The 19,652-nt window shown below is 64.7% G+C and carries 16 protein-coding genes; 5 read left to right on the top strand and 11 right to left on the bottom strand.

The genetic code is table 11. The features are described 5' to 3' along the window. Positions 1-35 precede the first annotated feature (35 nt). From HNE05_RS03980 to HNE05_RS03970, 3 genes are all read left to right on the top strand, one after another. Positions 36-938 (top strand): ABC transporter permease subunit, encoded by a 903-nt coding sequence (locus HNE05_RS03980; RefSeq protein WP_173203570.1) that lies wholly within the window; start codon positions 36-38, stop codon positions 936-938. A 225-nt stretch (positions 939-1,163) separates the two neighbouring features. Beyond that, complete coding sequence (locus tag HNE05_RS03975) at positions 1,164-2,138, top strand: ABC transporter ATP-binding protein (protein ID WP_173203568.1); 975 nt, start codon at positions 1,164-1,166, stop codon at positions 2,136-2,138. Next, entirely contained in the window at positions 2,138-3,109 is a 972-nt protein-coding gene (locus tag HNE05_RS03970; protein ID WP_173203566.1) for a peptide ABC transporter ATP-binding protein, read from the top strand. Before HNE05_RS03975 ends, HNE05_RS03970 begins: the two co-directional genes overlap by 1 nt. 46 nt (positions 3,110-3,155) lie before the next feature. Here HNE05_RS03970 and HNE05_RS03965 read toward each other — a convergent pair whose 3' ends face one another. Beyond that, positions 3,156-4,301 (bottom strand): ABC transporter substrate-binding protein, encoded by a 1,146-nt coding sequence (locus HNE05_RS03965; RefSeq protein WP_173203564.1) that lies wholly within the window; start codon positions 4,299-4,301, stop codon positions 3,156-3,158. A 481-nt stretch (positions 4,302-4,782) separates the two neighbouring features. Here HNE05_RS03965 and HNE05_RS03960 point away from each other — a divergent pair, with 481 nt between their 5' ends. Continuing rightward, a complete protein-coding gene (locus tag HNE05_RS03960) occupies positions 4,783-5,220 on the top strand; it encodes a phage infection protein (RefSeq protein ID WP_173203562.1) in 438 nt (145 codons plus the stop codon). A gap of 140 nt (positions 5,221-5,360) precedes the next feature. Here the strand turns inward: HNE05_RS03960 and HNE05_RS03955 are convergent, their stop codons facing one another. From HNE05_RS03955 to HNE05_RS03925, 7 genes are all read right to left on the bottom strand, one after another. Continuing rightward, complete coding sequence (locus HNE05_RS03955) at positions 5,361-6,281, bottom strand: 5-oxoprolinase subunit C family protein (RefSeq protein WP_173203560.1); 921 nt, start codon at positions 6,279-6,281, stop codon at positions 5,361-5,363. Further along, positions 6,278-6,955 (bottom strand): 5-oxoprolinase subunit PxpB, encoded by a 678-nt coding sequence (gene pxpB, locus HNE05_RS03950; protein WP_173203558.1) that lies wholly within the window; start codon positions 6,953-6,955, stop codon positions 6,278-6,280. The genes HNE05_RS03955 and pxpB overlap by 4 nt, the downstream gene beginning before the upstream one ends. After that, positions 6,952-7,695, bottom strand: coding sequence for a 5-oxoprolinase subunit PxpA (locus tag HNE05_RS03945; protein WP_173203549.1), 744 nt, complete (start codon positions 7,693-7,695; stop codon positions 6,952-6,954). The genes pxpB and HNE05_RS03945 overlap by 4 nt, the downstream gene beginning before the upstream one ends. A 135-nt stretch (positions 7,696-7,830) precedes the next feature. Then, complete coding sequence (locus HNE05_RS03940) at positions 7,831-10,203, bottom strand: PepSY domain-containing protein (RefSeq protein WP_173203547.1); 2,373 nt, start codon at positions 10,201-10,203, stop codon at positions 7,831-7,833. 108 nt (positions 10,204-10,311) lie between these two features. Continuing rightward, the gene (locus HNE05_RS03935; RefSeq protein ID WP_173203545.1) at positions 10,312-10,995 is read right to left on the bottom strand and encodes a Fe2+-dependent dioxygenase; all 684 of its coding nucleotides are present in this window, start codon (positions 10,993-10,995) and stop codon (positions 10,312-10,314) included. A gap of 64 nt (positions 10,996-11,059) precedes the next feature. Further along, positions 11,060-13,273 (bottom strand): TonB-dependent receptor, encoded by a 2,214-nt coding sequence (locus HNE05_RS03930; RefSeq protein WP_173203543.1) that lies wholly within the window; start codon positions 13,271-13,273, stop codon positions 11,060-11,062. A gap of 181 nt (positions 13,274-13,454) precedes the next feature. Then, a complete protein-coding gene (locus tag HNE05_RS03925; RefSeq protein ID WP_173203541.1) occupies positions 13,455-14,618 on the bottom strand; it encodes a type III PLP-dependent enzyme in 1,164 nt (387 codons plus the stop codon). A 605-nt stretch (positions 14,619-15,223) separates the two neighbouring features. Here HNE05_RS03925 and HNE05_RS03920 point away from each other — a divergent pair. Further along, a complete protein-coding gene (locus HNE05_RS03920; RefSeq protein ID WP_173203540.1) occupies positions 15,224-16,807 on the top strand; it encodes a peptide chain release factor 3 in 1,584 nt (527 codons plus the stop codon). A gap of 34 nt (positions 16,808-16,841) precedes the next feature. Here HNE05_RS03920 and HNE05_RS03915 read toward each other — a convergent pair whose 3' ends face one another. From HNE05_RS03915 to urtE, 3 genes are all read right to left on the bottom strand, one after another. Further along, positions 16,842-17,189 carry an FmdB family zinc ribbon protein gene (locus tag HNE05_RS03915; RefSeq protein WP_173203539.1) on the bottom strand — a complete coding sequence of 116 codons (348 nt, stop codon included), beginning with the start codon at positions 17,187-17,189 and terminating at the stop codon, positions 16,842-16,844. Positions 17,190-17,322: 133 nt separating this feature from the next. Then, positions 17,323-18,552: a formamidase gene (fmdA, locus tag HNE05_RS03910; protein ID WP_173203538.1), complete on the bottom strand. Its 1,230-nt coding sequence runs from the start codon at positions 18,550-18,552 to the stop codon at positions 17,323-17,325. 325 nt (positions 18,553-18,877) lie between these two features. After that, complete coding sequence (gene urtE / locus HNE05_RS03905) at positions 18,878-19,567, bottom strand: urea ABC transporter ATP-binding subunit UrtE (protein WP_173203537.1); 690 nt, start codon at positions 19,565-19,567, stop codon at positions 18,878-18,880. Between the last annotated feature and the right edge of the window lie 85 nt (positions 19,568-19,652).

Below are 19,652 nucleotides of genomic sequence, written 5' to 3'. Positions count from 1 at the left end.
AAAAAAGCGTCATCCACCCTACAGGAGGCACGTCCATGACCACCTCCACCGCCCTCGACCAGGCCCTGCTCTACCCCTCGCCGCTGAAGGAGTTCTGGCAGGCCTTCGCCCACAACAAGGGCGCCGTCGCCGGCCTGCTGTTTATGCTGGTCATCGTCTTCTGCGCGCTGTTCGCGCCCTGGGTGGCGCCGCATGATCCCAGCGAGCAGTTCCGCGACTACCTGCTCACTCCACCGGCGTGGCTGGAAGGCGGCCAGGCGCAATTCCTCCTCGGCACCGACGAGCTGGGCCGTGACCTGCTCTCGCGACTGATCCACGGTGCGCGCCTGTCGCTGCTGATCGGCCTGACCTCGGTGCTGCTGTCGCTGATCCCGGGCATTCTCATGGGCCTGATCGCCGGCTTCTTCCCGCGCCTGCTCGGGCCCTCGATCATGCGCCTGATGGACGTGATGCTGGCCCTGCCCTCGCTGCTGCTGGCAGTGGCCATCGTCGCCATCCTCGGCCCCGGCCTGATCAACACGGTGATCGCCATCGCCGTGGTCTCGCTGCCGTCCTATGTACGCCTGACCCGCGCCGCGGTGATGGGCGAGCTGGGCCGCGACTACGTCACCGCCGCGCAATTGGCCGGCGCCGGCACCCTGCGCCTGATGTTCGTCACCGTGTTGCCCAACTGCATGGCGCCGCTGATCGTGCAGGCCACCCTGAGCTTTTCCTCGGCCATTTTGGATGCCGCCGCGCTGGGCTTTCTCGGCCTCGGCGTCCAACCGCCAACGCCCGAGTGGGGCACCATGCTGGCCTCGGCGCGCGACTACATCGAACGGGCCTGGTGGGTGGTCTCGCTGCCAGGCCTGACCATCCTGCTCAGCGTGCTGGCAATCAACCTGATGGGCGACGGGCTGCGCGATGCGCTCGACCCGAAACTGAAGAATGCGCAGTAAGGAGCCCGCCATGACCAATCATGTAGCCCGGATGCAATCCGGGAATACCGCCGAGCCGACCTGCCCCGGATTGCATCCGGGCTACAGAGCGGCGGCGCTTTTCCTCCCCTCTCCCGCTTGCGGGAGAGGGGCCGGGGGAGAGGGTATGGCAACATACTCCGCCCTCTCCCCAACCCTCTCCCATAAATGGGAGAGGGGGCAGTCCGTAGTCGAAGGAAGATCAGCATGAGTCTTCTCGATATTCAGAACCTCAGCGTGCGCTTCGGCGACTCCACCGCCATCCCGGTGGTCGACGGTCTCGACCTGGCCGTGGACAAGGGCGAAGTGCTGGCCATCGTCGGTGAGTCCGGCTCCGGCAAGTCGGTGACCATGATGGCGCTGATGGGCCTGATCGACGCCCCCGGAATCGTCAGCGCCAGCAGCCTGACCTTCGACGGCCACGACATGCTCAGGCTCAAGGGCAAGCAGCGCCGGACTGTCGTCGGCAAGGACCTGGCGATGGTCTTCCAGGACCCGATGACCGCCCTCAACCCCAGCTACACCGTGGGCTTCCAGATCGAGGAAGTGTTGCGCCAGCACCTCGACCTCAAGGGCAAGGCCGCTCGCACCCGCGCCCTGCAGTTGCTGGAACGGGTGGAAATCCCCGCCGCCGCCAGCCGCCTGGACGCCTACCCGCACCAGCTCTCCGGCGGCATGAGCCAGCGCGTGGCGATTGCCATGGCGATCGCCGCCGAACCCAAGTTGCTGATCGCCGACGAACCGACCACCGCGCTCGACGTGACCATCCAGGCGCAGATCATGGACCTGCTGCTCGACCTGCAGCGCAACGCAGGCATGGGCCTGGTGCTGATCACCCACGACCTGGCCGTGGTCGCCGAAACCGCCGACCGGGTCTGCGTGATGTACGCCGGCCAGGCCGTGGAAATCGGCAGCGTGCCGACCCTGTTCGATGCGCCGACCCACCCCTATACCGAGGCGCTGCTTAAGGCGATCCCAGAGCACAGCCTGGGCGCCAGTCGCCTGGCCACCCTGCCGGGCATCGTTCCCGGCCGCTACGACCGCCCTGCCGGCTGTCTGCTGTCACCACGCTGCCCCTACGCCCAGCCGAACTGCAGCGCGCAACGCCCAGCCCTGGAGCCGCATGAGCGTGGCGCGGTGCGCTGCTTCTACCCCCTCAACCTGACTGCGGAGGTGGCCTAATGAGCATTGTACTGACGGCCCGAGACCTCACCCGCCACTACGAAATCTCCCGCGGCCTGTTCAAGCCCGCCGCCCTGGTGCGTGCCTTGAATGGCGTGTCCTTCGACCTGGCCGCCGGCAAGACCCTGGCGGTGGTCGGCGAGTCCGGTTGCGGCAAGTCGACCCTGGCCCGCGCCCTGACCCTGATCGAGCAACCCAGCTCCGGTTCGCTGCAGATCGCCGGACAGGAGGTGGCCGGTGCCGACAAGGCCCAGCGCAAGCAGCTGCGCCGCGACGTGCAGATGGTCTTTCAGAACCCCTACGCCTCGCTCAACCCGCGGCAGAAGATTGGCGACCAGCTGGCCGAACCGCTGCAGATCAATACCCGTTTGTCCCGCGCCGAACGCCGCGAGCGGGTGCAGGCGATGATGCAGCAGGTTGGCCTGCGCCCCGAACACTACCAGCGCTACCCGCACATGTTCTCCGGCGGCCAGCGCCAGCGCATCGCCCTGGCCCGGGCGATGATGCTCAACCCCAAGGTGCTGGTGGCGGACGAGCCGACTTCGGCGCTGGATGTGTCGATCCAGGCCCAGGTGCTCAACCTGTTTATGGACTTACAGGAACAGTACGAGACCGGCTATGTGTTCATCTCGCACAACCTCTCGGTGGTGCGCCATGTCGCCGACGATGTGCTGGTGATGTACCTCGGCCGCCCGGTGGAGATGGGCCCCAGTGCAGAGATCTATGCACGCCCGCTGCATCCTTACACCCAGGCGCTGCTGTCGGCCACGCCGACCCTGCACCCGGACCCGAGCAAGCCGAAGATCAAGATAGTCGGCGAGTTGCCCAACCCGCTCGCCCCGCCGTCCGGCTGCGCCTTCCACCAGCGCTGCCCGCACGCCAGCGCGCGCTGCCAACAGGAGGTACCGCCACTGCGCCTGCTCGAGGCGCGGCAGGTGGCCTGTCACCACGCGGAAGCGATCAACAGCTGAGCCGCCGGGCCAGGTCAGTCATACGCCTGCCCGGCCAGACCCCAGGCTACTGCATGCGCTCGACCGGCATGGCCTTGCCGTTCTGGATACGGGTCAGAAAGACCGCATCGGAACCCTGGTGGTCGGTGGGGGAGAACTCGACCTTGAAGCCCCCGACATCCGTGCGGAGGAACTCCAGGGCATTGATCAGGTTCGCCCGCGTCGGCGCGTTGCCGGCCAGACGCAGGGCCTCGACGAACACGGCGGCGCCGACATAGCCCTCCAGCGAGGTATAGCCAATATCGGCAGGCGCGATGTCCGCACGATAATCCCTGATCAGGACCTGTGAGGCATCGTGTGGCGAGGGCATGACCTGACTGATATAGACCCCGTCGCCATCCGCCCCGGCCTCGGCGATGAAGTTCTCGGTGCCGATGAATGACACCGTGAAAAAGCGCGCCTTGATGCCCAAGGCCTTGGCCTGCTTGATGGACGCCGCCAGCTGTTTGTAGGTACCGACAAAGAAGATGGCATCGGGCTCCGCCTGGCGCAGGGACTCGACAGCCGCAGCCACCTCCAGGGAGTTGCGCTGGATGCGCGCCTCGGCCTGGATATGCAGAGTGCGCTTAAACAAGGCCCCGACCAACCCGCTCTTGACCGTCTCCCCAAAGGAATCGTCCTGCATCAGCAGCGCGACGCTGCTGATGCCGAGATCACCGGTCATGCGCTCGACCATTTCCTCGGTCTCGTCGAAGTAGGAGGCGCGCACATTGAACACCCAGCGGTGCACCGGCGCGCGCAACACCTCAGCCCCGGTAAAGGGGAACAGGTAAGGAATCTCGGCGCGCAAGGCGATGGGCATGGCCGCCCTCGAGGTGGGGGTACCAACATACCCGAGCAGGGCAAAGACATCGCCCGACTCGGTCAGCTCACGGGTCATGGCCGCCGTCCGTGCCGGCTCGTAACCATCGTCCCGGCTGACCAGGACTATGCGCCGGCCATTGACCCCACCGGCCGCATTGACCCGCGCGAAATATGCTTCGGCGCCGGCCTTCATGCCAGACCCCAAACCCGCAGCGGGACCGCTCAGGGCATTGACCATGCCCACCCGCACTTCCTGCGCACTGATGCCGGGCTCGGCCTGGACGGCAGCCGCAGGCGAGAAACCCCAGGCCATCGTGGCCAATACGCAAAACAGCGTGCGGAACGTCATCGAAACTCCCTGATCGATTGCGTATGGACTCTCACTGCAGGTGCACGGCACCGCGGTCCATTCCTTTATTGAAGCAGCTATGCGGGCGTTGAGGTCGTCTGCTGGCAAAGCCTGACGCAAGCCAAGCAGCCCGCCGGCTGCCCAGCATAGCCAGTCGCTCTGCCGGCCAATATCCCGATTCCTACGGCCCCACCTGGCGCAAGCAATACCACAGTAACTGTGCGGATAAAATCCGTACCGCCTGCAGCGAGGCGGCACGCCCACAAAACAATCGAATTAGTCGATGCCAGAATCCCCTTTCACCCTTTCCAAATCCACCCTGAAAAGCCAGAAGAACGACTTGAAACCCTGATCCAGAGCGACCTCCTAGCACTATCACGCTGATCGATATCGACCATCGGCAGCATCAAGTTCTATATCGAACTCTTATCCGTAACATGGGCCCCGTACTCACCTTCCAGCCCGAAAACGGAGCCCCAAGATGAAAAAGCAAATCCTCGCCGCCCTGTTCCTCTCCACCCTCAGCATTAGCGCTTTCAGTTTCGCTGCCGATGGTGCCGACCGCATTGGTAGCAACCACATCGCCGCCGACGGTGCCGAGCGCACTGGCAGCAACCGCATCGCCGCCGATGGCGCCGATGGCGCCGATGGCGCCGAGCGCATTGGTAGCAAGCACATCGCTGCTGATGGTACCGAGCGCACTGGCAGCAACCGCATCGCCGCTGACGGTGCCGATCGCATTGGTAGCAAGCACATCGCTGCTGATGGTGCCGAGCGCATTGGCAGCAAGCACATCGCTGCCGATGGTGCCGATCGCACTGCTAGCAAGCACATCGCCGCTGACGGTGCCGACCGTATCGGTGGCAAGCACATCGCTGCCGATGGCGCCGAGCGCAGCGCAACCGCTCGCATCAGCTGAGACCGGAACTACCCGCAATCAGAGGCTGGCAATCGAAGATGTCTGCATACCTCGACCGGCTGAAGGCGCCTCTATGGCGCCTTCGCTTTTTCTGGGTAAAACCCTCGTGGCCCGCCATCCCAAACCAGTGATCGGAGCGCTCAACGGCCGAAAAAGCGGTAGAACTCGCGCAGCTCCGCCTGGGCATCGCTGACACTCACCGGCGTGAAACGCACGGCCTGCTGGGCCGGACTCTGGGCCAGGCGCCAGAGGTCAAGCGGATGCAGCCAGCCGAGAATGGGGTAGCCACCCATGGTCTGGTGATCGGCCTGCAGGATGATCGGCTGACCATCCGGCGGCACCTGGATCGCCCCACGGTTCACCCCCAGCGACCATTGCCGGGACGGTGCCTGCAGCGGCTCACCCTGCAAACGCGCGCCCATGCGGTCGGATTGCGGACTGAGCTGCCAGCCCTGCTCGAAGAACGCCTGCAACTGCTCTTCGGCAAACTCCACGGCATCGCCACCGGTGATCACCCGCAGCAACGGCGTGCCCCGGTAACTCGGCTGATAGGGCCAGGGCACACTCGCCGCACGGGGCAAATGTGCTGCCGCACAGGGCAGCAGATCGCCGACCCGCAGTTTGCCACCCTGCCCATCCAGGCCGCCGAAGCCTTCGCGGCTCTGCGCGCTGACGCTGCCCAGCACCGCCGCCGCCTGAAAACCCCCGGCCGCCGCCAGGTAGGCACGCTGGCCACTGCGAGCAAAGCCCAGACGCAAGCATTGCCCGGCACGCAGCGGAAACCGCGACCAGCCCGGCAGTGGCTGACCTTCGATGCTGGCCGGCAGGTCCGCGCCGGTCAGCGCCAGCCAGGTGTCCACCTCGCTGCGCAACTGCACATCACCCAGGGCGATTTCCAGCAGCGGCGTGCCCCAGGGATTGCCCAGCAGGTGATTGGCCCAGGCCGCGGCATGCCCATCCAGCGCGCCGCTCGGCGACACCCCGAGGTGCTGCCAACCGCGCCGCCCGGCGTCCTGCAACAGACTGAGCGGCCCAGGCTTGAGCACGCGCAAGCCACTCATGAGCGGCCGCCCGCCGCGCGAAAGGCGCTCTCGCCGATAGGCAGGAAGCGCACGCGGTCACCGAGCAACAGCGGGCACGGCGGTGTGCGCCGGACATCGAAAAATGACTGGGGACACAGACCGAGCAGGTGCCAGCCGCCCGGCGACGCCTGTGGATAGACGGCCGTCTGCCGCTCGGCGATGGCCAGGCTGCCGGCCGGTACATGGGTGCGCGGGGTGGCTCGACGCGGCAGAGCCAGGCGCTCGTGCAGCTCGCCAAGGTAGGCGAAGCCCGGCGCGAAACCGATGGCGCCGACCCGGTACTCGGTGCTGCTGTGCAACTCGATCACCTGCGCCACGCTCAGGTCACAGGCCGTGGCGATCTCGGGCAGGTCCGCCCCGGCATACCAGATGGGGATTTCATGCAGGTGCCCCGGCTGCACACTCAGCGGCTCGGCCAGCCATCGTTCCAGCAACGGCGTAAGCCGGGCAGCCAGGTCCAGGTGATCGGTGCGGCACAGGTCGTAGTGCAACAGCAGGCTGGTCCAGCCCGGCACCAGATCGGTCAGCAGCTCGCCCAGCTCGGCGCGGACAGCCTCGGCGAGCTGGGCCAGACGCTGCGGCAACTGCGCGTCCGGCCGATCCGCCAGCACCAGCAACAGCGCTTCGGCACCGGCCGGTTCGAGGCGGATCATGCGGCGTCCAGCTGGGCTCGCAAACGCCGTAGCACCGCCAGCGACTCGGCGTTGTCGCCGTGCACACAGAGACTGTCGGCGCGCAACTGCAACGGCCGGCCATCGATATCGGCGAACGGCTCGCCACGGGCGATGGCCAGGGCCTGCTCGAGAATGCGCTCGGCATCCTGGTGCACCGCACCGGCCAGGCGGCGTGGCGCCAGTTGGCCATCGGCCAGGTAGGCACGATCGGCGAAGGCCTCGAAATGCAGCGGCACATCGGCGGCGGCCGCCAGTTCCCGCTCACGCCGATTGTCGGCCAGGGCCAGCACCATCAGCGGCAGGCCCCTGCGGTAGCGGGCGCAAGCTTCGAGCACGGCGGCGAACAGGGCGTCATCGCGCACCAGGTCGTTGTACAGCGCACCATGCGGCTTGACGTAGGCGACCTGGGTGCCCGCCGCGCGGCAGAAGGCATCCAGCGCACCGAGCTGATACAGCACCAGGGCCGTGACTTCCTCCGTCGAGCAGGCCAGGTGGCGCCGACCGAAGCCCTGCAGATCGGGATAGGACGGATGGGCGCCAATGCTCACGCCGTGGCGCACGGCCAGGGCCACGCTGCGCTGCATGATCAGCGGGTCGCCGGCATGGAAGCCGCAGGCCAGGTTGGCCTGGTCGATCAGCGGCATGGCGTGCTCGTCGTCGCCCATGCGCCAGGCGCCGTAGCTTTCGCCCATGTCGCAGTTGAGGAGGATTCTGTTCATGTCGGCAAGCTTAGAGCCACCACCGGGGCGACACCAGTAGCCCGGAGCAATCCGGGGAGTGGCCAGCACCTTGCCCCAGATACAATTCATCCGGCCAGCTCGGCGGCATCCCCCGGATTACATCCGGGCTACGGCCTAGTACACATCGCGCCGGTATAGCCCCGCTTCCTGCAGTTGCTCGATGCCGGTGTCGCCCAGCACTTCGCGCAGCGTCTGGTCGACTCCGCCGGCCATGCCTTGCAGGCTGCCGCAGACATAGATGGCAGCGCCCGCATCGACCCAGCGCAGCAGCTCGTCGGCCGCCTCGCGCAGACGATCCTGCACATAGACCTTGGCCGCCTGATCACGCGAGAAGGCCAGATCGAGGCGCGCCAGATCTCCCTGCGTCAGCCAGCCCTGTAGCTCGTCGCGGCAGTAGAAATCATGGGCCGCGTTGCGCTCGCCGAACAGCAGCCAGTTGCGCTGCCGACCGGCCGCGATGCGTTCCTTGAGCAAGCTGCGCAGACCGGCCAGACCGCTGCCGTTGCCGATCAGCAGCAGCGGGCAGTCACCTTGTGGCGCATGGAAGCCCGCGTGCCGGCGTACCCGCGCCAGTAACGGCTGGTCGATGCGCGCCTCGTCGCACAACCAGCCGGAGCCGAGACCGAGGCTGCCGTCGCTGCGCCGCTCCAGGCGCACGATCAGCTCCAGCGCGCCATCGCGCGGCAGCGAGGCGATCGAATAGTCGCGCGCGCCCAACTCTGCCTCGTTACGCGGCAGCACTTCGAGCAGGTCGCCAGCCTGCCAGTGCGCACCCGCCGGCATCTGCAGGCGCACCAGGAAGGTCGGCGCCCCGCTGCTGCCGGGGTTCAGGCATTCGCGCCCGAGCAGGCGCCACTCGCCAAACGGCTGCTCGACCGGCGCCAGCACGGCCGCGCCGGTCAGTTCGCCGAGCTGCTGCTGCCAGCTGGCCAGGGCGGCCTGGTCACCATTGTCGACTTCCACCGGGGCGAACAGGCTGCGCGCACCCTGGCGATCCAGCCAGTCGTGCAGGCGTCGGGCGAAACCACAGAACTGCTGATACTGGCGATCACCCAGGGCCAGCACGGCATAGCTCAGCTCGCCCAGGGCCAGCTGGCTGCCGAGCAGCTTGCGTTCGAAACCGCGGGCAGTGTCCGGCGCTTCGCCGTCGCCAAAGGTACTGACCACGAACAGCGCGCGGTTGGCCTGCCGCAGCGCCTGCTCATCCACCCGCGCCAGCGGCTGCACCTGCACCGGCAGGCCCGCGGCCTGCAGCTGCCCGGCGGTGCGCCAGGCCAGTTGCTCAGCCAGGCCGCTCTGGCTGGCGAAGCCGATCAGCCAGCTCTCGGCGCCGCCCTGGGTCGCCACCGCGCCGCGTGCAGCCTGGGCTGCACGCTTCTTGCGCCGGCGATCGAGGTAGAGCAGCCAGCCGGTGATGAAGAACAGCGGCATCAGGCCGCTGGCCAGCGCCATCAGGATGCGCCCGGGCATGCCGAAGTATTCGCCGACATGCAGGGCGTAGACGCTGGCCAGCAGCTGCGCCTTGAAGCTCTTGTCTCCGTAGCGCTCATGCTGTTTGACCTGGCCGCTGAGCGGATCGAGACGCAGCTGGTTGAGCGCACGCGGGTGGGCGGCATCCTCCAGCAGATAGAACACCGTCGCCGGTTCGCCAGCCACTGGCGGCAGGCGCAGGTTCCAAGCCACCAGCTGCGGGCCGGCGGCCTGTTGCACGCTCTGCCACACAGCGTGATAGTCGACCGTCGGCGCTGGCCCGGACGGCGCCTCGTCGCGCCCGCCACGGCGCTCAGCCGATTTGCCCTCGTGCTGACCCGCCGGGCTGTCAGAGAGCAGGCGGGTCAGGCCGTCCTTGTACCAGTCATAGGACCAGTACAAGCCAGTCAGGCTGGCGCAGAGGTAGAACAACAGGGCCCAGGTACCGAACACCGCGTGCAGATCCCAGTTGAAGGCACGTCCTTTCTTCGCCCAGTCGAGGGTCAGCCAGGTACGCCAGTTCAGCGCCTGGCGCGGCCAGCGCAGGTACAGCCCGGAGAGGCAGAAGAACACCAGCGCCAGGGTGCTGGCCGCGGTGATCTGCTTGCCGCTGTCGCCCATGGCGAGGAAGCGGTGCAACTGCAGCATCAGGCGGAAGAACGGCTCGCCAGTCGGCTGGCCGAGCAGCTCGCCGGTGTAGGGGTCGAAGAAACGCATCGGCCCGCGGCGCTCACCCGGCGGCGGGGTGAAGAACACCCGCGCGGCGCTGTCAGCCCGCGTATCGACCCACAGGCCGGAGACCGTCTTGCCCGCCGCCGCCTCGATCTTGCCGACCAGCTCGGCCGGCGCCAGCGGCCCGGCCTCGCGCACCTGGACGCGCAGCACGTCGGGATTAAGCGCGCGCAGGATCTCGCCTTCGAAGGCATACAGCGCACCAGTGATGCCCATCAGGGCCAGGACCAGGCCGGCAGTGATACCGAAGAACCAGTGCAGCTGGAACAGGATTTTCTTCAACACGACGGACACCTTGCACAACGACAGCCGGAGCCAATGGGCGGCGATTCTAGTTGCGAATTAGTTGCACCTAAGATCTTTTACCTAGTCTTTACCCTGCGCCGACAGGATTCAGACATCCGCCCAGCGCCGCAGCAGGTTGTGGTACAGCCCGGTCAACTGCACGCTGCTGGCATGCCCGGCCCCCAGCTCGCGGTTGAGCTGCTGGATGCTCGAATCGAGATCGAACAACAGGCTGCGCTGGCCGTCGTCGCGCACCATGCTCTGCAGCCAGAAAAACGAACAGACCCGCGCCCCGCGAGTCACCGGACTGACCCGATGCAGGCTGGTGGACGGGTAGAGGATCATGTCACCGGCCGCCAGCTTGACGCTGTGCGCACCGTAGGTGTCTTCGACCAGCAGCTCGCCGCCGTCGTACTCATCCGGATTGGTGAAAAACAGGGTGGCCGACAGGTCGGTGCGGATGCGCTCGCCCGTTGCCGGTACTTCGCGTACCGCGTTATCCACATGCAGGCCAAAGGACTGGCCGCCCTGGTAGCAGTTGAACAGCGGCGGGAACACCTTGCTCGGCAAGGCCGCGGAGATGAACAGCGGATTGCGGCTGAGGGCCTGGAGGATCAGCTCGCCCATCTGCCGGGCCTGCACCGAGTCCTGCGGCAACTGCAGGTTGTCCTTGGTCATGGCCGACTGGAAGCCGGCGGTGGCCTTGCCGTCGACCCACTGCGCCTGCTGCAGCAACTGGCGGCATTCGGCAACCTGCTCCGGGCTCAGCACCCGGGGAATATGCACCATCATCTGGCGTTTCTCCTGATAAGCCAAAGCCCCGCACAGGCGGGGCTCCGGTTAGAACAGCTAACGGTTAGAACGAGTAGTTGGCGCTCAGCACGGCCGAACGGCCATCGCCCGGTACCAGGCCACCGGTGCTGTCGGCACTACCGGCGCTGGTCCGGACGCGATCGTAATACTCCTCGTCGAACAGGTTGTTGACGTTCAGCTGCAGCTGCAGCTCCTCGCTGGCCTGGTAGCCGAGCATGGCGCCATGTACCCAGTACGCGTCGATCTTGCCGCGGCTGGCCTGCGACGGCGTCTCACGGGTGGCCACGGCCACATTGCGCTCGTCGACGAACTGCGCGCCGTAACCAATCTCGAAATCAGCCGGCAGCTGGTAGCTGGTCCACAGGCTGAACGAGCGCGGCGGGGTGTTGGCCAGAGCCTGGCCTTCCTGCACCTGATCCTCGCCTGGAGCGGCCTTGAGCACTTCGCTGCTCAGCTGGGTATAGGAAGCGAAGGCCTGCCACTTGTCGGTGAGCTTGCCGGAGGCGCCCAGTTCGAAGCCTTCGACGCGCTGCTCGCCCTGCAGCTCGTAAGAACCGTCATCCAGCTCGACGCGGCCATTGGTCTTGTCGACACGGAAGATCGCGGCGTTGAGGGCCAGGCGCTGATCCAACAGTTCCCACTTGGTGCCCAGTTCCCAGGTCTCGTTCTTTTCCGGGTCGAGGTTCTGGTTGCCTTCCTCCAGGCCGGTACCGGTGGTGGCCAGACCTTGCGCCGAAGGGTTGTAGGAGTTGCCCCAGGCCACGTAGATAGTGCCGTTTTCCACTGGCTTGTAGGCCAGACCGACACGACCACTGAGCATCTCGTCGGTGGATTCCAGCTGGGTGCGCGTATCTTCTTCGAAATCCTTCTCGTCGTTCTCGCCTTCATAGCGCTCCCAACGGGCGCCCAGGGTCAGGTCCCACTGGTCGCTCAGGGCCAGGGTGTCGAACACGTACAACGCCTGATCGGTCAGCTCGGCGTCCACCGTGGAAGTGTTGGTCTTATGGCGTGGGCCGCTGTAGTAGCCGGGCGGATTGTCCAGGTCGTAGACCAAGTCCAGGTCCAGGTTGTTGCTGAAGTTGGTCTTGTCGACGGTCTCGCGGGAGACTTCCATACCGGTGACCAGCGAGTGGTCGATGAAGCCGGTGGCAAAATTCCACACCAGGTTGGTCTGGTTGATCGCCAGCTTGCTGGTGGTATCGCGGCCATTGCCGCTACCCGAACGGTACTTGTACTGGTCGTTACCCAGTGTCTCCACGTAGCTGCGAGTGGTGACGGTGCGGTTATCGGTCTCGCTGTAGCGGGTGATGCTGTTCAGGCTGACCAGGTCGTTGAAGTCGTGCTCGACCTTGGCGGTGAAGGAGTCGACGTCGACTTCTTCGGTATCGATATTGCGGAAGCCGAAGTAGTCGTCACGGTCGACGCCATCCAGCACCTTGCCGGCGATGGCGGGCAGGCCGTACTCGGGTAGATTCTCGTCGGACTGGTGCAGGTAGCTCAGGGTCAGACGAGTCGGCGTGCCCAGGCCGAAGGCCACGGACGGGGCAATACCCCAGCGCTCGTAGTTGATCTGCTCGCGGCCGGCCACGTCGTTCTCGTGGGCCATCAGGTTGAGGCGGAAGGCAGCGCCTTCGATGCCGTCCAGCGGCTGATTGATGTCGGCGGCCAGGCGGTGATAGCCGTCGGTACCCAGACCGGCCTGCAGGTTGTTTGACTCGCGCAGGCTCGGGGTCTTGCTGACCATGTTGATCGAACCGGCAGTGGCGCCGGCACCGGCATACACCGAGCTCGGGCCTTTGACCACTTCAACCATTTCCAGGTTGAACATGTCGGAACGGGTCATGTTGGCGCTGTCGCGCAGGCCGTCGACCATCAGGTTGTTGGTGGCGCTGAAACCGCGGATGTTGATGCTGTCGCCGTAGTTGCCACCCTCGCCGGCACCGAAGGTGATGCCGGAGACGTTGGACAGCACCTGGCGCAGGCTCAGGGCGTTCTGCTCCTTGATCACTTCGGCCGGCACCACGGTGACGGTCTGCGGAGTGTCCAGCAGCGGCGCGGTGTATTTCGGGGAGGACACCTGATCGACCTTGTAGGACTGCTCCTGCTTGCCCTCGATGCTCACCTTGTCGAGCTGCAGGGTGCCGTCGGACTGTTCGGCAGCCAGGCTCAGACCCGCAGAAGAAGCAATGGCAAAGCCGATGGCAGAGGCCAGCAGGCGACGCTGCGGCAAGGCGGATGCGGCGACTTTCTTGTACATAAGAATCACTCCCCGTTCAAAATGAGGCGTGATTTTATTTAGGAATGATTATCAAACAAGATAAAACTGCATTCTTTACAATTTCTTTACATTCAATCTGGAACTAACGTGCAAAGCCCGGACTAGAAGGGCCAATAAAAAACCCGCCAAAGGGCGGGTTTTTGTACTGCTGACGAAAACCTTACAGATAGAAGGCCTTCAGCGGCGGGAAGCCGTTGAACTCCACCGCGCTGTAGCTGGTGGTGTAGGCGCCGGTGGACAGCCAGTACAGGCGGTCACCGATCGACAGGTTGAGCGGTAGGCCGTACTTGTAGTTCTCGTACATGATGTCGGCGCTGTCGCAGGTCGGGCCGGCGATCACCACTTCTTCCATCTCGCCTTTCTTCTCGGTCCAGATCGGGAACTTGATCGACTCGTCCATGGTTTCGATCAGGCCGCTGAACTTGCCCACGTCCACGTAAACCCAACGCTCCACGGCGGTACGCGACTTGCGCGCGACCAGCACAACTTCGCTGACCAGGATGCCGGCGTTGGCGATCAGCGAGCGGCCCGGCTCCAGGATGATTTCCGGCAGGTCGTCACCGAAGTCTTCCTTGAGGAAGCGGATGATTTCCTCGGCGTAGGTTTCCAGGCTGTTGGTGCGGGTGATGTAGTTGGCCGGGAAGCCGCCACCCATGTTGATCAGCTTGAGCTCGATGCCGTCTTCTTCTTTCAGGCGTTCGAAGATCACCTTGACCTTGGCAATCGCCGCGTCCCACACGGAGATGTCGCGCTGCTGCGAGCCAACGTGGAACGACAGGCCGTAAGGCACCAGGCCCAGGTCACGGGCGAGGATCAGCAGATCCATGGCCATGTCGGTCTGGCAGCCGAACTTGCGCGACAGCGGCCAGTCGGCCGTGGTCGAGCCTTCGGTGAGGATGCGCACATAGACTTTCGCCCCCGGCGCGGCCTTGGCGATGTTGCGCAGGTCGGCTTCCGAGTCGGTGGCATACAGACGCACGCCCTTCTCGTAGAAGTAGCGGATGTCCTTGGATTTCTTGATGGTGTTGCCGTAGCTGATGCGCTCCGGGCCGACGCCGGTGGCCATCACCTTGTCCAGCTCGTAGATCGAAGCGATGTCGAAGTTCGAACCCTTGTCGCGCAGCAGCTCGATGATCTCGGTGGCCGGGTTGGCCTTGACCGCGTAATACACCTTGGCGAACTCGAAACCGGCGCGCAGGTCATCGTAGGCCTGGCTGATGATCGCGGTGTCGATCACCACGAAGGGGGTTTCCTGGGTGTCGGCGAAGGCCTTCATTTTCTGGAAGGTAGCGCGCGGGTAGTAGTCTTCGATCGCGATCGGCATGCGGGACTCCAAATGGGTAAAAGCAAGCAATGGGTGCTTAACAGGGATGGCTCTGGATAAAGAGCCGCGAACGCCTAATCCGTTTCCCCACTTTGGTTCGCCTACTTCCCAAGGCATGTCGCCGAGAACCCTGTGGGCCTCTCGTCGTCAGTACTTGAGCCGGATGGATCGTTTCCAGCATGGACGTTCGGGCGCGAACTTTAGGACCATGGGGGGCTGAGATCAATCAAAAATTGCCGCTGTTTTGCACCCGGTTGTCGCCTGCCTGATTGACTGTTTTTAATCCTTAACAAAACGTCCGGAATGCTGCACAAAACAGACCTGCAGGCCGCATTTCACGGGCAGTACCGATACCCGCGGGCAAGCTCAGCATCCACCTCTTTTTTGACAGGCAGACGACGGTTTGCAGGGTTCCCGTAAACAGCCCATCCCGGGCGGGTTAAATGCAGCCTGGATCGCGGCTACTCCTGCGCGGCCCTGGCACATCGGCATGGCAGCCGCCGGCGTCGGACTGCCGGGCCTGATTGCGCTGGCGTTTCCCGCTATAATCCCGCGCTTTTCGGGCTGTTCGCGGCCCGCAACCGTTTCCAGCCAGGCACGCATCCATGACCACCCAGGCCATCGAAGTCGGCAAACGCCGCACATTCGCGATCATTTCCCACCCCGACGCCGGTAAGACCACCATTACCGAGAAGCTGCTGCTGATGGGCAAGGCGATTGCCGTGGCCGGTACGGTGAAGTCGCGCAAGTCCGACCGCCATGCGACCTCCGACTGGATGGAAATGGAAAAGCAGCGCGGCATCTCCATCACCACCTCGGTGATGCAGTTCCCCTACCGCGAGCACATGATCAACCTGCTCGACACCCCCGGCCACGAAGACTTCTCGGAAGACACCTACCGCACCCTGACTGCAGTAGACAGCGCGCTGATGGTGCTCGACGGCGGTAAGGGCGTTGAGCCACGCACCATTGCCCTGATGGATGTGTGCCGCCTGCGTGACACGCCGATTGTCAGCTTCATCAACAAACTCGACCGCGATATCCGCGACCCGATCGAGCTGCTCGACGAGATCGAAGCCGTACTGAAGATCAAGGCCGCACCGATCACCTGGCCGATCGGTTGCTACCGCGACTTCAAGGGCGTGTACCACCTGGCCGACGACTACATCATCGTCTACACCCCGGGCCACGGCCACGAACGCACCGAGACCAAGATCATCCAGCACCTCGACTCGGACGAAGCCCGCGCCCACCTGGGTGACGAGTACGAGCGTTTCCTCGAGCAGCTGGAACTGGTGCAGGGCGCCTGCCACGAGTTCGACCAGGACGAGTTCATGAACGGCCAGCTGACTCCGGTGTTCTTCGGCACCGCGCTGGGCAACTTCGGCGTCGACCATGTGCTCGACGCGGTGGTCGACTGGGCACCCAAGCCGCTGGCCCGGGTGGCCAACGAGCGCACCGTGGAGCCGGTGGAAGAGAAGTTCAGCGGCTTCGTGTTCAAGATCCAGGCGAACATGGACCCCAAGCACCGCGACCGCATCGCCTTCATGCGCATCTGCTCCGGCAAATACAGCCAGGGCATGAAGATGCGGCATGTGCGCCTGGGCAAGGACGTGCGCGTCGGCGACGCCCTGACCTTCTTCTCCAGCGAGCGTGAAATGCTGGTCGAGGCCTATGCCGGCGACATCATCGGCCTGCACAACCACGGCACCATCCAGATCGGCGATACCTTCACCGAAGGCGAGGCCCTGGGCTTCACCGGTATCCCGCACTTCGCCCCGGAACTGTTCCGCCGCGTGCGCCTGAAGGACCCGCTGAAATCCAAGCAGCTGCGCCAGGGCCTGCAGCAGCTGGCCGAGGAAGGTGCGACCCAGGTGTTCTTCCCCGAGCGCAGCAACGACATCATCCTCGGCGCGGTCGGCGTGCTGCAGTTCGACGTGGTCGCCAGCCGCCTGAAGGAGGAATACAAGGTCGAGTGTTCCTACGAGCCGATTACCGTCTGGTCGGCGCGCTGGATCGACTGCAGCGACAAGAAGAAGCTCGAGGAGTTCTCCAACAAGGCCGTGGAAAACCTCGCCCTGGATGGCGGCGGCCACCTCACCTACCTGGCGCCGACCCGGGTCAACCTGGCACTGATGGAAGAGCGCTGGCCAGACGTGAAATTCCGCGCCACCCGCGAGCACCACTAAGCCCTGATCTAGAGGGATCGGATGGCACGTCGCGTCAGTGACTGATCATCCACGGCCGGCCGGCCGGTTTGCCTTTCATGGCATGCGGGTTAGCCTTGGTCGGCGCCAGGGGCTTGTTCGGGGTGCAGCAACCACAACCCTTGGGGTGCTTGCGCGTCTGCTTGTATTCGTCGAGCGTCTGCGGTGCGTTGGCGCTGCGTTCGTTGGCCGCGATGGCGCGGCGCTGGCTGCCAGGCATGGTCGCCAGGCACGGTGCGGAAAGAATCACCCGGCCGCTCTGCATGCCGCAGGACGGGCAATCGCAGGGCTGGTCGCGCTCGGCCATGGGCCGCAAGCGAGTGAAGTCGCCACAGTCGGCACAGTCGTATTCATAGATCGGCATAACGGACTCCTGGGCAGCGGTTCGGCGGCGCGTGGCCGCCAAGCCGGTAGTGCGATGTGACAGGTCCCGAGTGTTCGCCACCCGGGCCGGAATGAACGCCGTCCAAAGCCCCATCCCCGCCCGGGTAGAGAACTCACTTGTCCGGCGCGATGGGCAGGTCGATGCTGCCGTCGAGGTGCTTGATCGGGCCGGAGGCATTGGGGTTGATGTCGAAGTCGAAGATGTCGGTCGGCAGCCACAGCGTGGCGCAGGCGTTGGGCACGTCGACGATGCCGCTGATATGCCCCTGCACCGGTGCCGAGCCGAGCAGCGCGTAGCCCTGGGCCGGTGAGTAGCCGAACTTGGTCAGGTAGTTGATGGCATTCAGGCAGGCCTGCTTGTAGGCGATGTTGACGTCGAGATAGTGCTGCTTGCCGGCCTCGTCCACCGAGATGCCTTCGAAGATCAGGTAGTTGTTGTAGTGCGGGGTGATCGGGCTCGGCTTGAACACCGGGTTCTTGATCCCGTACTTGGCCATGCCGCCCTTGATCAGCTCGACCTTCATGTGCACCCAGCCGGCCATTTCGATGGCGCCGCAGAAGGTGATTTCACCATCGCCTTGGCTGAAGTGCAGGTCGCCCACCGATAGCCCGGCACCATTTACATACACCGGGAAGAAGATCTTCGAGCCGCGCGACAGGTCCTTGATATCGCAGTTGCCGCCATGCTCGCGCGGCGGCACGGTGCGTGCGCCGGTCAGCGCAGCCAGGTCGCGGGCCTCGCCCTTCATCTTGCCCATGTGCGCGGTCGGCGCCATCGGCGGGTTGGCCAGGGCCGGGACGCGGTGCGGGTCGGTGTCGATCAGCTCCTGCTCGCGCTTGTTCCAGTCGGCGAGCATCTTGTGGTCCGGCAGGCAGCCGATCAGGCCGGGATGGATCAGGCCGGCGAAGTTCACCCCCGGAATGTGCCGGCTGCTGGTGAACATGCCCTTGAAGTCCCAGATGGCTTTCTGCGCCATGGGGAAGTGGTCGGTGAGGAAACCACCGCCGTTCTGCCGCGAGAAGAAGCCGTTGAAGCCCCACTGCGAGTCGGCCATGGCGCCGATGTCGAGCAGGTCGACCACCAGCAGGTCACCCGGCTCGGCACCGTGCACACCGACCGGGCCGGACAGGTAGTGCACGGTGGACAAATCCACATCGCGCACATCGCTGGCGTCGTCGTTGTTCTTGATCGCGCCGGCGGTCCAGTCATAGGTTTCGAGGATGAAGTCGTCACCCGGCTTGACCCAGCAGGCCATCGGAATATCCGGGTGCCAGCGGTTGTGAATCTGCTCGTTTTCGGTGGCGGGCTGGTTGAGGTCGACCTTGATCAGCGTTTCGGTCATGACAAAGCTCCTGGGACCATGGAAGGGGGCGTGGCGCCTTGGCGCCGGGGTACGGAGCTAGTCTTGAACGGGCGAGGAAATCGGCAAATACGTCGGATGACGTATGCGCAGCACCAGCGATGACGCGGCTTGCAGCTTTTTGAAGGGCACGAAAAAGCGGCCAGCGCATAAAGAACACGCCAGCCGTAAACAGGAAATCTTGCCCTCTCCCCCAGCCCCTCTCCCATAAATGGGAGAGGGGAGCAAAGCGCCGTCAGGCATGAGCCTAGCGCGGAACAGTCCCCTCTCCCGCTTGCGGGAGAGGGTTAGGGAGAGGGAAAAGTACTCACACCGACAGATAGCGGCTGATGGTCGCTTCATCGACCCTGTCGCGGGTTTCCTCGACCACGAACTTGCCCTTCTCGATCACCAGGAAGCGGTCGGCGATTTCCAGGGTAAAGGACAGCACCTGTTCGGAGACCACGATGGTCAGGTCTCGCAGGTTGCGGATCTCCTTCAGAGTGCGGGCGATGTCCTTGATGATCGAGGGCTGGATGCCCTCGGTCGGCTCATCGAGCAGCAGCACCTTGGGGTTGGTGGCCAGGGCGCGGGCGATAGCCAGCTGTTGCTGCTGGCCGCCAGAGAGGTTGCCGCCCTTGCGCGAGCGCATATCAAACAGCACCGGGAACAACGCATAGAGGTCTTCCGGCACCTTACCCTTGGCGGCGGCCGGCAGGCCGGTCTGGATGTTCTCCAGCACGCTCATGCTGGGGAAGATCATCCGCCCCTGGGGCACGTAGGCGATACCGCTCTCGACCCGCTGGTGGGTTTCCAGTTTGGAGATGTCGCGACCGTCCACGCTGATCTGCCCGCCCCATTGCGGCAGCACGCCCATCAGGCTTTTGAACAGGGTGGTCTTACCCATGCCGTTGCGGCCCATGACCGCGACGATTTCGCGCTTTTCCACATTCAGGTTGAGGTCATGGAGGATCTGGCTCTGGCCGTAACCGGAAGCGAGGTTGCTGATCTGGAACATGGAAAACTCCTTGCTGAACGTAGCCCGGATGCAATCCGGGGTTCGGACTCGATGCGGGCACTGCTCCCGGATTGCATCCGGGCTA

Source organism: Pseudomonas campi (genome assembly GCF_013200955.2).
Taxonomy (GTDB): domain Bacteria; phylum Pseudomonadota; class Gammaproteobacteria; order Pseudomonadales; family Pseudomonadaceae; genus Aquipseudomonas; species Aquipseudomonas campi.
The sequence above is the reverse complement of the archived record's forward strand: the minus strand, read 5'-3'. Positions and strand labels throughout refer to the sequence as shown.

Bases quoted from the DNA above. Each gene is read 5' to 3' on its own strand.
- pxpB (WP_173203558.1), bottom strand. From the start codon at position 6,955: ATGATCCGCCTCGAACCGGCCGGTGCCGAAGCGCTGTTGCTGGTGCTG.
- HNE05_RS03935 (WP_173203545.1), bottom strand. From the start codon at position 10,995: ATGATGGTGCATATTCCCCGGGTGCTGAGCCCGGAGCAGGTTGCCGAA.
- HNE05_RS03970 (WP_173203566.1), top strand. From the start codon at position 2,138: ATGAGCATTGTACTGACGGCCCGAGACCTCACCCGCCACTACGAAATC.
- HNE05_RS03975 (WP_173203568.1), top strand. From the start codon at position 1,164: ATGAGTCTTCTCGATATTCAGAACCTCAGCGTGCGCTTCGGCGACTCC.
- HNE05_RS03930 (WP_173203543.1), bottom strand. From the start codon at position 13,273: ATGTACAAGAAAGTCGCCGCATCCGCCTTGCCGCAGCGTCGCCTGCTG.
- HNE05_RS03965 (WP_173203564.1), bottom strand. From the start codon at position 4,301: ATGACGTTCCGCACGCTGTTTTGCGTATTGGCCACGATGGCCTGGGGT.
- urtE (WP_173203537.1), bottom strand. From the start codon at position 19,567: ATGTTCCAGATCAGCAACCTCGCTTCCGGTTACGGCCAGAGCCAGATC.
- HNE05_RS03980 (WP_173203570.1), top strand. From the start codon at position 36: ATGACCACCTCCACCGCCCTCGACCAGGCCCTGCTCTACCCCTCGCCG.
- HNE05_RS03960 (WP_173203562.1), top strand. From the start codon at position 4,783: ATGAAAAAGCAAATCCTCGCCGCCCTGTTCCTCTCCACCCTCAGCATT.
- fmdA (WP_173203538.1), bottom strand. From the start codon at position 18,552: ATGACCGAAACGCTGATCAAGGTCGACCTCAACCAGCCCGCCACCGAA.
- HNE05_RS03945 (WP_173203549.1), bottom strand. From the start codon at position 7,695: ATGAACAGAATCCTCCTCAACTGCGACATGGGCGAAAGCTACGGCGCC.
- HNE05_RS03955 (WP_173203560.1), bottom strand. From the start codon at position 6,281: ATGAGTGGCTTGCGCGTGCTCAAGCCTGGGCCGCTCAGTCTGTTGCAG.
- HNE05_RS03925 (WP_173203541.1), bottom strand. From the start codon at position 14,618: ATGCCGATCGCGATCGAAGACTACTACCCGCGCGCTACCTTCCAGAAA.
- HNE05_RS03915 (WP_173203539.1), bottom strand. From the start codon at position 17,189: ATGCCGATCTATGAATACGACTGTGCCGACTGTGGCGACTTCACTCGC.
- HNE05_RS03920 (WP_173203540.1), top strand. From the start codon at position 15,224: ATGACCACCCAGGCCATCGAAGTCGGCAAACGCCGCACATTCGCGATC.